We start from the raw sequence: 12,132 nt of genomic DNA on the forward strand, positions 1-12,132 counted from the left end.
CCCTTTACTGCAGCCATTTCACGCCGGCCCGAGGGCGTTCAGCACGTAGCCTTTCAGGCAATCGGGCGTTGTGGACCGATCCGAAGCGAGCTCGCGGATGGCGCCATCCGCGCCGAACCCTCGATCACGCTTCGCAATCGGACGATCGTGTTTCGCAATCGATCGCTTGGCATTGCCGCGGCTTCTCCGAAATTGGCCGAGCCCTCTTCGTCGGCCTCGCTATTGCCCCCGTCGATGCAGGGAACCGGCGGACAGCGTTTCCCCGGCTCGCTTCTGATGCGCGCATACGAGCTCTGCAACCCCGAAACAAATTGCAGTCTCATGACTTTATCCTGCAGCAACTTGCTCAGATTTACTCAAAAGCGATGCTGGAACTCGCCATGGATAGCCAAATCAATCCCGTTTTCGAGCAGATCGATCACCGGACTTCGCGATCGATCTGCGATGCCGTCGGCGAACGGTTGCAGCAGTATATGCGTCCGGAAACCGAACTCTCGCCCCGCTTGCAGCAATTGATCAATGAGCTCCGCCGGCGTGAGAACGAGATGTGTTAACCTGTATCGGGAGCCTTTGGAGCGCCTAAGCCTTGGGAGCGCCCATTCGCCAGATAAATCGGTTGCGTTTGGCGGCGGGTCCGGTGACAAGGCCGCATGCTTTCAATCACCGACATCTCGATCCGGATCGCCGGACGGCTTTTGATCGACGACAGCTCCGTGCAAATCGTGCCCGGCGCGCGCGTCGGCTTCGTCGGCCGCAACGGCGTCGGGAAATCGACGCTGTTTCACGCGATTCGCGGTGATCTGCCGACCGAATCCGGCAGCATCTCGATACCTCCGCGCTGGCGCATCGGCAGCCTTGCTCAGGAAGCCCCCGACGGGCCGGAAAGCCTCATCAACGTCGTGCTGAAGGCCGACCTGGAACGCGACGCATTGTTGCAGGAAGCCGAGACCGCCGACGATCCGCACCGGATCGCCGAGATCCAGACCCGGCTGGTCGATATCGATGCGCATTCGGCACCCGCCCGGGCTGCTGCGATCCTCTCGGGCCTCGGCTTCTCGACCGCGGATCAGGCCCGCCCCTGTTCGGAATTCTCCGGTGGCTGGCGCATGCGCGTCGCACTCGCCGCGACGCTGTTCGCGGCGCCCGATTTGCTGCTGCTCGACGAGCCCACCAACTATCTCGACCTCGAAGGCACGCTCTGGCTGGAAGACCATCTGGCAAATTATCCGCGCACGGTGATCGTGATCAGCCATGATCGCGATCTCCTGGACACGTCGGTCGACCAGATCCTGCATCTCGATCGCGGCAAGCTGACGCTCTACAAGGGCACCTATTCGTCGTTCGAGGAGCAGCGCGCCACGCGCGAGATGCTCGACGCCAAGCATGCCAAGCGGCAGATGGACGAGCGCAAGCGGCTGCAGGCCTTCGTCGACCGTTTCAAGGCGAAAGCATCCAAGGCGCGCCAGGCCCAGTCGCGCGTGAAAATGCTGGAGCGGATGAAGCCGGTCACGGCGCTGGTGACGCAGGACGTGCGCGAGATTTCATTCCCGACGCCTGAAAAGATGCTGTCGCCGCCGATCATCGCGGTCGATGACGTCTCGGTCGGCTATGATCCCAAAAAGCCCGTGCTCAACCGCGTCACGCTGCGGATCGACACCGAGGACCGCATCGCACTCCTGGGATCGAACGGCAACGGCAAATCGACACTTGTAAAACTGCTGGCGAACAAGCTGCCGCCATTCTCGGGGCGGATCACGCGCGCGGAAAAACTGTCGGTCGGCTATTTCGCGCAGCATCAGGTCGACGAACTCAACCTCGATGGCTCGCCCTACGACCATGTCCGCAAGCTGATGCCCGAGACGCCCGAGAGCAAGGTGCGGGCGCGGGTCGGCGCCATCGGATTTTCCGGCAAGGCCGGCGACACCCTGGTGAAAAGCCTGTCGGGCGGCGAAAAGGCGCGGCTGCTGCTCGGCCTCGCGACGTTCTACGGCCCCAACATGATCATCCTGGACGAGCCGACCAACCATCTGGACATCGACAGCCGCGCCGCCCTCGCCGAAGCGATCAATGAATTTCCCGGCGCCGTCATCATGGTCTCGCATGACCGCTATCTGATCGAAGCCTGCGCCGATCAATTGTGGGTGGTCGCCAACCAGACCGTGACGACGTATGACGGCGATCTCGACGAGTACCGCAAAATGGTGCTGTCGATCCGCGACGTCAGACCCGCTTCGCGCGACCGTGGCAATGAGCGTGCGAAGGAAAACGCAAAGCCCGAACGCTCTCGAGGCGAAAAGCGCACGCCGCTGCGGCAAAAAATCGCCGAGGCCGAGGCCGAGATCGCGCGCATCAACGGCATCATCGCCAAGATCGACACCGCGCTGGCGCTGCCGGACCTGTTCACGCGCGATCCGAAGCAGGCCGCCCAGCTCAGCAAGGCCCGCGCCGGTGCCGCAAGCGCACTACAGCGCGCGGAAGAAAACTGGCTGGAAGCAAGTTCGCAATATGACGAGGCGACGGGCTGAAAGCGATCTTGGGCAAACCGCCCCCGCACCTGCGGAGCCGAGAATGGCGCAGAACATCTACGACAAGCCCGAGTTTTTTGCCGGTTACGGCAAGTTGCGCCGCTCAGTGCACGGGCTCGACGGCGCTCCGGAATGGCCCGCGATACGCGCGCTGCTTCCGAATCTCAACGGCAAGCGGATCGTCGATCTCGGCTGCGGCTTCGGCTGGTTCGCCCGGTGGGCAAAGATGCATGGCGCAGCGCATATCCTCGCGCTGGATATTTCCGAGGACATGATTGCTCGAGCCACCGCCGATACAAGCGATCCGGACATCGAATATGCGATCGCTGACCTCGATCATCTCGATCTACCCGAAGCCTCTTTCGATCTGGCTTATAGTTCGCTTGCGTTTCACTACGTGCAGGATTTCGAAAGACTGGTTCGGACGGTGCATCGCTCGCTCACGTCAGGCGCGCACCTCGTCTTCACGATCGAGCATCCAATCTACATGGCGCCGACCCGTCCGGGCTGGTCGGTTGATGGTGATGGCCGCAGGACGTGGCCGGTCAATCAATATTCCGTCGAGGGTCCCCGAAGGACAGATTGGCTCGCGAAAGACGTGCTGAAATATCACCGGACGATCGGAACAACGCTAAACATCCTGATCGGTGCCAACTTCACTATCCGACATGTTCAGGAGTGGAGTCCCGCAGACGATGAGGTTGCCAGCAACCCTGATCTGGCTGAAGAACTGGAGCGGCCGATGATGTTGTTGGTGGTCGCTCAACGCTGAGCGGATGCCACCTCCCCGAGCGGGTTGATGATCCGAACTTCCACCATTCCGGCTTACGTCGCCGCCGGCTTTCGCTTCGGCTTGGCGCCCCTCGGCTGTTGCACCGGCTCGGGCCCGCGCTCGATCGACGACAGACGTCCAGCGGTGAAGGTGTAGATGCCGGCGCGCTGGCCGCGCGAATAGGTGACGATCGCAACGCGATCGCCGCGGGGATTATTCGAGAAGTTGACGCTGTCGGGCGCGCCGATGCCGCGCACCACATCGCATTCGGTATGGCCAAGCGCGACGCTACCGGTCGTCGAGGGCGGCGTACCAGCCTGCGCATTGGCGTCGGCAGCGCCTGATGGCGGCGCCATTCCCGGACAGGCGCCGTCGGCGGAGACGAGCTCTTCTGCCGTGACCGGCTTGTCCGGCGTCAGCGGCGGCGTCTCGATCGAAATGCTCTTGATGAAGACGCGGCCGGGACGCGAGAACCAATCGGCATCCTTCGAAAGCAGGTCAGGCGCGCTGCTGCAGCCCGCGATCACGGGACCGAGCAGAAGCAACGCCACCAATGGCTTTCGATTGAACGTTCCGTCTCGCACGCTGGACCCAGGCTCCCCCGCCCTTGATATGTAACTACTTGTCCCAACATCACTTTGCGGCACGACCATGGCTACCCACAAGTCTGCCGGAAGAAACTTCAAATTATCATTAATTGTCTTATATCGCTATTGCCGGCGCTGCCAGCGGCCCCGCTCGTCGGCCTGCCAATAGGTCACCTCGAAGCCGCGGGCCTTGCAATCGGTCCAGACGCCACGCGCCGCGGTCAGCGCGTCGGCATCGTCGCCGTTGAACACCAGCACCAGGCGCTCGTAGCTGTCGGAATCCGCAGGGAGTGCGGCATTGTCGATCAGGAACCTGACATTGGCGCGATTCGGATTGCCCTCCTCAGTCGAAAGGATGATGGGCTGATCCGGCGCATCTGCGGCGCGCCAGGTGGCGTGCGGCAGGAACGAATCGTCGCTGTAGGTCCACAGATGCGCATCGAGCGCATCGGTGCGTTCCTGCGAGGTCGATTGCACGACCACGCGCCAGCCCCGCTCCAGCGACTTTTCCAACAGCGGCGGCAGGACGCTTTCGAGCGACATGTTCTGCAAATGGTAGAACAGGACTTCCGTCATGCAGGTTTTCTGCTCTTCCGCTAATATTGCGCTGCTATTTCTTGGCTTCGTAATATTCCGAGACCAGCCGGTCGAGCAATCGCACGCCGTAGCCGGAGCCCCAACTTTGATTGATGTCGGTTTTCGGCGCGCCCATCGCGGTTCCCGCGATGTCGAGATGCGCCCACGGTGTATCGTCGACGAAACGCTGCAGGAACTGGGCGGCGGTGATCGAGCCGCCGTACCGTGCACCGGCATTCTTCATGTCGGCAAATTGCGAATCCATCAGCTTGTCGTATTCCGGACCGAGCGGCAGTCGCCAGACTTTCTCGCCAGTCTCGAGGCCGACCTTGCTCAGCCGTTCCGATAACTCGTCATTGTTGGAGAACAGGCCGGCATGTTCGGTGCCGAGCGCGACCATGATCGCGCCGGTCAGCGTGGCCAGATCGACCATGAATTTCGGCTTGAACTTCTTGTTGACGTGCCAGAGCACGTCGGCCAGCACGAGCCGGCCTTCGGCATCGGTGTTGATGATTTCGATGGTCTGCCCCGACATCGAGGTCACGATGTCGCCGGGACGCTGGGCGTTGCCGTCAGGCATGTTCTCGACGAGGCCGATGGCGCCGACCACGTTGATCCTGGCCTTGCGCGCCGCCAGCGCATGCATCAGGCCGACGACGCAGGCGGCTCCCCCCATATCGCCTTTCATGTCTTCCATGCTGGCGGCGCCCTTGATGGAAATGCCGCCGGTGTCGAAGCAAACGCCCTTGCCGATGAAGGCAACCGGCTGCTCGCCCTTCTTGCCGCCGTTCCAGCGCATGATCACGGTGCGGCTGGGCCGGGTCGAGCCCTGGCCGACGCCGAGCAGCGCACCCATACCGAGCCTGGTCATCGCCTTGACGTCGAGCACCTCGACATTGACGCCAACCTTCTTGAGCTGACTGGCGCGGCGTGCGAACTCGATCGGGAAAAGCACGTTCGGCGGCTCGTTGACGAGCTCGCGCGCGATGATCACGCCGTCGACGACGTGGGATTCCGGCGCGAAGGCTTTTCGCGCAGCATTAACGTCGGCCACTGCAATCGAAACATCTGATCGCAAGGCGCCGTTTTCGTCCTTTTTCTTGGTCTTGTAGCGGTCGAATTTATAGGCGCGCAGCCGGACGCCCGCCGCGATGGCGGCGGCCTGATCGGGCTGCATCGCGCCATCCGGCAGTTCGGCGATGATGGTAACGGCGTCACTGGCGGCATTGAGCTTGCCGGCGGTGACGCCGCCGAATTTGAGAAAATCCTTCTCCTTCAGCGCCGACGATTTCCCGAGACCGACGACGATCAGCCGCGGCGCCTTGATTCCCTCCGGCGCCAGGATGTCGAGCGCCGCGCCGCTTTTGCCCTTGAACTGGTTGGCCGCCGCGGCCCGCTTGACGGTGTCGGCCGCTGATCCCAGCGCCTTGCGGGTCGCCGCGCCGAACTTCAGCGCATCGTCGCAAAACACCACCAGAATGCCGCGAACCGCCGCGGAAAACGGGATAAAGCCGACCTTGACGGCGTCGGACATAGGCAATTCCTCCAGAATTCAGGGGCTGATTTCGGGACCGGAAGCGGTCCCAAGGATACGCGGAGCGGTATTCAGAATGGTCTCGTCGGTGGCGGTCCCGATCGGCCGGGACCTCGGTTTGCCGCACTATGGCCTGTCAGCCGCGGCGCTGCCAAGCGCCTGCGTGGCCGCAAGGCCACAGGGGCCGAATAATTAACCATATCCTAGGGGTGCCACGGCCCGGCCATTTTGTTGACGGATCAAAGGGATGGTAGTGAGAGCGTAGATGGCTGAAAGGCTGGCGGCGCGACCTTGGGGATCCCGGTTTTCGGGATTGGTCGCAAGCCGCTCTTTTGGCACGCTAGGTGGGATCGTGCGGTAAACGATGGGGTCGATCGACAAGTATATCTTCCGCACGACGCTTGCGTCGTTTGCGCTGGTCCTGGTCAGCCTGACGGGCGTGATCTGGATTACGCAGGCGTTGCGCGGCATCGACCTGATGACCAGCCAGGGTCAGACCATCATCACCTTCCTCGGCATCACCAGCCTGGTGATTCCCGCGCTGGTTCTGATCATCGCACCGATCGCGCTGATGATCGCGGTCTCCCACACGCTGAACAAGCTCGCCACCGATTCGGAAATCATCGTGATGAACGCCGCCGGCTTTTCGCCGTTCCGGCTGTTCCGTCCCTTCTTCTACGCCACCTGCGTGGTGGCGCTGATGGTCGCCTTCATCGGCGCCTACCTCGCTCCCGACGGCATGCGCCGGATCAAGCAATGGGACGCCGAGATCACCGCCGACGTGCTGACCAACATCCTGCAGCCCGGTCGTTTCGCCCAGCTCGACCAGAACCTGACGATTCGCATCCGCGAACGCCTGCCGGGCGGCGTGCTCGCCGGCATCTTCGTCGACGATCGCCGCGATCCGAAGGAGCGCGTCACCATCATCGCGGATCACGGCACGGTGCTGAAGAACGAGAATGGCTCGTATCTCGTGCTGGAAGACGGCAACCTCGAGCGATTCGAAGCGGGCAAGCGCGACCCCGCACTGGTGGCGTTCGGGCGCTACGCATTCGACATGTCCAAATTCTCCAATCAGCGCGACACGATACTGGGGATTCGCGAACGCTACCTCTGGGAACTGGCTTCGCCGGATGAAAACGACCCGGTGTTCAAGAAACTGGGCGGGCAATTTTACGCCGAATTGCACGACCGCTTGATGGCGCCGGTGTATCCGTTCGCGTTCGCGGTCCTGACGTTCGCGTTCCTGGGCACGCCGCGCACCACGCGGCAGAGCCGCAATTTTTCGATCGGCGGTTCGATTATCGCGGTGTTCGGCCTGCGCATGGCCGGATTCGCCTGCTCCGTCATGGCGGTGAAGAATCCCACCGCCGCGCTGGTCCAGTATGTGATGCTGTTCGCATCGATCGGCGTCGGCCTGTGGATGATCGTCGGCGGCGTGGTGGTGGAACCGCCGGCCGGCCTGATCGAGGCGATCAACAAATCGAATGCGCGCCTCGCGCGGCTCTTTGGACGGCCGGCCACAGCATGAGCATGTTGACCAATACGCTCGGGCGATACTTCGCCGGCCGCTTCCTGGTCGCGGCAGTGGGCGTGTTTGCGAGCATCTTCGTGCTGCTGGTGCTGGTCGACTACATCGAAATGGTGCGCAAGACCTCGGGGCTGGCGTCGGCGTCGGCGATCACGGTCGCGCAGACGTCGCTGTACCGCGTGCCGCAGCTGCTCGAAAAGCTGATGCCGTTCTGCGTCCTGATCGGCGCGATGACCTGCTACCTTGCGCTGTCGCGGCGGCTCGAACTCGTGGTCGCGCGCGCCGCCGGCGTATCGGCCTGGCAGTTCATCTCGCCGGCGCTGGCCAGCGCGATCATCCTCGGGACCATCGCCACGGTCGCCTACAACCCGATGTCGGCCAACCTGCGCGAACTTTCCAAGCGGATGGAGGCCGAACTGTTCGGCTCGGCACCTGGCGGCGGCATCCAGGACGCGTCCGGATTCTGGCTCAACCAGATCAACAGCGAGGGTCAGACCATCATCAACGCCGCCCGCAGCGAGCGGCAGGGCGTGCGGCTGACCGGTCTCACGGTGTTCCGATTCGATACAAACCTGCAGTTCAAGGAACGAATCGAGGCCCGCGAGGCGTCGCTGGAAGAAGGCCGCTGGGTGTTCAAATCGGTGCGCCGATACTCCCTCGACAAGCCGCCGATCGAGCAGGAAAACCTGTACATCACAACCACCCTGACGCCGGCCCAGATTCGCAACAGTTTCTCGACCCCGGAAACTGTGTCTTTTTGGCAACTCCCCGGCTATATCCGATCTTCGGAGAGCTCGGGATTTGCGACCGCCGGCTACCGTTTGCAGTATCACAAGCTCATCGCACAGCCGTTTTTGCTGGCTGCAATGGTGATGTTGGCGGCGTCGGTCAGCCTTCGCTTCTTCCGGATGGGCGGCGTGCAAAAGATGGTTTTGAGTGGCGTGGGTGCGGGCTTTCTGCTCTACGTTCTGTCGAAAGTAACTGAGGATTTGAGCAAGGCTGAGTTGATGCATCCCATCGCTGCGGCGTGGTTGCCCGTATGCGTGGGCGGCCTCACCGGTTTTTTGGCCTTGCTGTACCAGGAGGACGGGTAGTGGCCGTTGTCGCCGCCCGCCAGTTGAGGTCGCCTGCGTTCAGGCGGTGCAGCCCGCTGCGCCGCTATCGGAACCGCTTGGCCACCGTTAGCGTCCCGATGATCGCCCTGCTCGCCGGCTTTGCCCTCGCAGGCGTGATCGGGCTTGCCTCGACGGCACCCGCCTCCGCGCAAGGCTTCACCTACAATCCGCGGCCGCCCAAAGCGCCGCCACGGCCCGTCAACAACAACGGGCAAATGCTCGTGCAGGCCGTCGAGGTCGATTACGACTACAACAACCAGCGTGTGTCGGCGGTCGGCAACGTGCAGATGTTCTACAACGGCACCAGCGTCGAGGCCGACAAGGTCATCTACGACCAGAAGACCAAGCGCCTGCATGCCGAGGGCAACATCCGCCTGACGGACGCCGAAGGCAAAGTCACCTACGCCAACATCATGGATCTGAGCGACGACTACCGTGACGGTTTCGTCGATTCGCTGCGCGTCGACACCGAGGATGCGACGCGGATGGCGGCAACCCGTGCCGACCGGACCAGCGGCAATTATACCGTGTTCGAAAACGGCGTGTATACCGCCTGCGCGCCCTGCAAGGACGATCCGAAGAAGCCGCCTTTGTGGCAGGTCAAGGGTGCGCGCATCATCCACGACCAGACCGAGAAGATGCTGTATTTCGAGAACGCCCAGCTCGAATTCTTCGGTGTGCCGATGGCGTATCTGCCCTATTTTTCGACGCCCGATCCTACCGTGAAGCGCAAGACCGGCTTCCTGATGCCGTTCCTCAGCTCGTACACGCCCTACGGCTACGGCGTGGAAACGCCGTTCTATTGGGCGATTGCGCCGGACTACGACGCGACCTTCAATCCGCGTATCACGACCCGGCAAGGCGTGCTGTTTCAGGGCGAATTCCGCCAGCGCCTGATCAACGGCTCGTATGCGATCCGCGCTTATGGCATCAACCAGCTCGATCGCAGCGCCTTCGCCGGCCAACCCGGCGACCGCGATCTCCGCGGCGGCGTCGAAACCAAGGGCCAGTTCGCCATCAACGACAAATGGACCTGGGGTTGGGACGGCGTGCTGCTGTCCGACTACTTCTTCATGTCCGACTACCGGCTGGCCCAGTACAGGGATGCGCTGGGATCTTTCCTGAGCCTGCCGACCGAAGCGATCTCGCAGCTCTATCTGACCGGCGTCGGCAATCGCAGCTTCTTCGACGCGCGCACGATCTACTACCTCAGCTTCTCCGGCAGCCAGGAGAAGGTTCCGGTCATCCATCCGGTGATCGACTATTCCAACGTGATCAACAGTCCGATCTTCGGCGGTGAGGTCAGCTACAAGACCAACTTCACCAGCTTGTCGCGCTCGACCGCGGCGTTCGACCCGATCACGACGCTCGCAAACACCACCGGGCTCTGCACCACCGCGTCCGCCGATCCGCTCGCGCGGGTCCCCTCGCAGTGTCTGCTGCGCGGCATCCCCGGCACCTACACAAGGTTCACCGCGGAAGCGCAGTGGCGGCGGTCGTACACCGACCCCTACGGCCAAATCTGGACGCCGTTCGCGATCGCCCGCGTCGACGCGGTCGATGCCTCGATTTCGAATCAGCCGGGCGTCTCGAATTTCCTGCCTGTCGGCGATACCACCGCGCTGCGCGTGATGCCGACCGTCGGCCTCGAATATCGCTATCCCTTCATCAACGTTCAGCCCTGGGGTACCACCACGATCGAGCCGATCGCGCAGGTCATCATCCGCCCCAACGAGACCTTTGCCGGCAGGCTGCCCAACGAAGACGCGCAGAGCATGGTGTTCGACGCCAGCAATTTGTTCGCGGTGGACAAGTTCTCGGGCTACGACCGCATCGAAGGCGGCGGCCGCGCCAATGTCGGCGTGCAGGCGACCACGCAGTTCGACCGCGGCGGCAGCATCAACGTGCTGTTCGGTCAATCCTATCAGCTGTTCGGCATGAACTCGTTCGCGGTCGCCGACCTGACCAATACCGGGGTCGATTCCGGCCTACAGAACACGCGCTCCGACTATGTCGCCCGCGTTAATTATTCGCCCAACCGGACCTATACGTTCAGCGTGCGCGGGCGCATGGACGAAGCGACGCTCAACCTCAACCGTTTCGAGGCCGAGGGCCGCGCGTCGTTCGACCGCTGGTCGGTCAGCCTGCTGTACGGCAATTATGCGGAGCAGCCGGCCCTTGGGTACCTGACCCGGCGCGAGGGCCTGCTCGGCAGCGCATCGGTCAAGCTGGCGACGAACTGGGTGGTGTCGGGTTCCGCGCGGTGGGATCTTGAAGCCAACAAGCTCAATCAGTACATCATCGGCGCAGGCTATGTGGACGACTGCTTCGTACTCGCTGCCAATTATGTGACGTCCTACACCTATTCCGCCGGCACCACGCCGCCGGTCCTCAGTCACGGGTTCATGCTTCAGATCGGACTGCGGACCATCGCGAATTCGTCCACGTCGGCCACCGGCGCCGGCGGCCTTCAGTAGCGTGGGCGAAGCCTTGTCGAACAGTTCCCGGCGTATTGCGGATCGAATTGGTTGATGCGCCTGACATGAGCATGACGACTATCAAGCCTCGACATCATCGCCTCCGGTCCCGGATCGCAGGCTGCTCGGTTGCGCTCGCCATGCTCACCAGCAGCGGCACTCACCTGCACGCGCAATCGATCGCCTGTATGGTCACTGGCGAGCCCATCACCAATCTCGATATCGAGCAGCGCACCAAGCTGAACTTCCTGACGACCCGCAAGCAGATGCCCCGCCAGGAAGTGATCGACCAGCTGATCGACGAAAAGGTGAAGATCCGGGAAGCCAAGAAATTCGGCGTCGACCCCACGGCGAGCGATGTCGATCAGTCCTACGCCCAGATGGGTTCGCGGATGCGAATCTCGACTGAGCAGCTGACAAAATCACTGGAAAGTCAGGGCATCCGGCCGGAGACCCTGAAGGCCCGCCTGAAGGCCGAGATGGTTTGGACCAGCCTGGTGCGCGGCCGCTACAAGGAGAGCCTCCAGGTCGGCGAAAAGGAAGTCAACGCCGCCGCCCAGGAAGGCGGCGAAGCGACGAAGGTCGAAGCCTTCGAATACAAGATGCAGCCGATCGTGCTGCTGGTGCCGCGGGGCTCCCCGCCGAGCGCGATCGAAGCGCGGAAAAAGGAAGCCGAAGTCCTGCGCGAGCGCGTCCAGAGCTGCGAGGCGGCCAACTCCTATTTCAAGGCGATGCAGAACGGCACGATCCGCGATTCCGTCACGAAAACATCGACCGAGCTTGCTCCCCCGTTGCGTGAGCTGCTCGACAAGACTCCGATCGGCCATCTGACCCCGCCGGAGATTACCAAGCAGGGCGTGGAAATGGTTGCCCTGTGCAGCAGGAAGCCCACCACCGTCGATTCGCCGAAGAAGCGGGAAATCCGCGAAAAGATGTATACCGAGAAGTTCGAGGCGAAGCAGAAAGCCTATCTGGCCGAGATCCGCAAAGCCGCAATGATCGAATGTCGTTGACG

10 protein-coding genes are annotated in these 12,132 nt (G+C 62.4%); 7 read left to right on the forward strand and 3 right to left on the reverse strand.

The annotated features are described in order from the left end of the window. Positions 1-68 precede the first annotated feature (68 nt). The 3 genes from JQ609_RS06125 (at position 69) to JQ609_RS06135 (ending at position 3,297) form a co-directional block, all read left to right on the forward strand. Positions 69-554 carry a hypothetical protein gene (locus JQ609_RS06125; RefSeq protein WP_212272784.1) on the forward strand — a complete coding sequence of 162 codons (486 nt, stop codon included), beginning with the start codon at positions 69-71 and terminating at the stop codon, positions 552-554. 96 nt (positions 555-650) lie between these two features. After that, a complete protein-coding gene (locus JQ609_RS06130; RefSeq protein ID WP_212272447.1) occupies positions 651-2,525 on the forward strand; it encodes an ABC-F family ATP-binding cassette domain-containing protein in 1,875 nt (624 codons plus the stop codon). 43 nt (positions 2,526-2,568) lie between these two features. Next, positions 2,569-3,297, forward strand: coding sequence for a class I SAM-dependent methyltransferase (locus JQ609_RS06135; RefSeq protein ID WP_212272449.1), 729 nt, complete (start codon positions 2,569-2,571; stop codon positions 3,295-3,297). A 53-nt stretch (positions 3,298-3,350) separates the two neighbouring features. On the opposite strand, the gene JQ609_RS06140 is transcribed toward JQ609_RS06135, so the two are convergent. From JQ609_RS06140 to JQ609_RS06150, 3 genes are all read right to left on the reverse strand, one after another. Further along, a complete protein-coding gene (locus tag JQ609_RS06140; RefSeq protein ID WP_409363387.1) occupies positions 3,351-3,842 on the reverse strand; it encodes a hypothetical protein in 492 nt (163 codons plus the stop codon). Between the two features lie 165 nt (positions 3,843-4,007). Next, positions 4,008-4,460 (reverse strand): DNA polymerase III subunit chi, encoded by a 453-nt coding sequence (locus tag JQ609_RS06145; RefSeq protein WP_212208007.1) that lies wholly within the window; start codon positions 4,458-4,460, stop codon positions 4,008-4,010. A gap of 34 nt (positions 4,461-4,494) precedes the next feature. Continuing rightward, on the reverse strand, positions 4,495-5,994 hold the full coding sequence (locus tag JQ609_RS06150; RefSeq protein ID WP_212272457.1) for a leucyl aminopeptidase: 1,500 nt from the start codon (positions 5,992-5,994) through the stop codon (positions 4,495-4,497). 364 nt (positions 5,995-6,358) lie between these two features. Between JQ609_RS06150 and lptF the strand changes: the two genes are divergently transcribed. The 4 genes from lptF to JQ609_RS06170 all read left to right on the forward strand — a co-directional run bounded on the left by lptF (position 6,359) and on the right by JQ609_RS06170 (position 12,130). After that, entirely contained in the window at positions 6,359-7,525 is a 1,167-nt protein-coding gene (gene lptF / locus JQ609_RS06155; protein WP_212208005.1) for an LPS export ABC transporter permease LptF, read from the forward strand. Next, on the forward strand, positions 7,522-8,619 hold the full coding sequence (gene lptG / locus JQ609_RS06160; RefSeq protein ID WP_212272460.1) for an LPS export ABC transporter permease LptG: 1,098 nt from the start codon (positions 7,522-7,524) through the stop codon (positions 8,617-8,619). The genes lptF and lptG overlap by 4 nt, the downstream gene beginning before the upstream one ends. 98 nt (positions 8,620-8,717) lie before the next feature. Next, positions 8,718-11,117, forward strand: coding sequence for an LPS-assembly protein LptD (locus tag JQ609_RS06165; protein ID WP_212272764.1), 2,400 nt, complete (start codon positions 8,718-8,720; stop codon positions 11,115-11,117). 65 nt (positions 11,118-11,182) lie between these two features. Next, positions 11,183-12,130, forward strand: coding sequence for a SurA N-terminal domain-containing protein (locus tag JQ609_RS06170; RefSeq protein ID WP_409363385.1), 948 nt, complete (start codon positions 11,183-11,185; stop codon positions 12,128-12,130). Positions 12,131-12,132: the final 2 nt, after the last annotated feature.

The organism is Bradyrhizobium sp. AUGA SZCCT0169 (genome assembly GCF_018130085.1).
In the GTDB taxonomy this organism is placed as follows: domain Bacteria; phylum Pseudomonadota; class Alphaproteobacteria; order Rhizobiales; family Xanthobacteraceae; genus Bradyrhizobium.

Bases quoted from the DNA above. Each gene is read 5' to 3' on its own strand.
- JQ609_RS06150 (WP_212272457.1), bottom strand. From the start codon at position 5,994: ATGTCCGACGCCGTCAAGGTCGGCTTTATCCCGTTTTCCGCGGCGGTT.
- JQ609_RS06135 (WP_212272449.1), top strand. From the start codon at position 2,569: ATGGCGCAGAACATCTACGACAAGCCCGAGTTTTTTGCCGGTTACGGC.
- JQ609_RS06145 (WP_212208007.1), bottom strand. From the start codon at position 4,460: ATGACGGAAGTCCTGTTCTACCATTTGCAGAACATGTCGCTCGAAAGC.
- lptG (WP_212272460.1), top strand. From the start codon at position 7,522: ATGAGCATGTTGACCAATACGCTCGGGCGATACTTCGCCGGCCGCTTC.
- lptF (WP_212208005.1), top strand. From the start codon at position 6,359: ATGGGGTCGATCGACAAGTATATCTTCCGCACGACGCTTGCGTCGTTT.
- JQ609_RS06165 (WP_212272764.1), top strand. From the start codon at position 8,718: ATGATCGCCCTGCTCGCCGGCTTTGCCCTCGCAGGCGTGATCGGGCTT.
- JQ609_RS06130 (WP_212272447.1), top strand. From the start codon at position 651: ATGCTTTCAATCACCGACATCTCGATCCGGATCGCCGGACGGCTTTTG.
- JQ609_RS06170 (WP_409363385.1), top strand. From the start codon at position 11,183: ATGAGCATGACGACTATCAAGCCTCGACATCATCGCCTCCGGTCCCGG.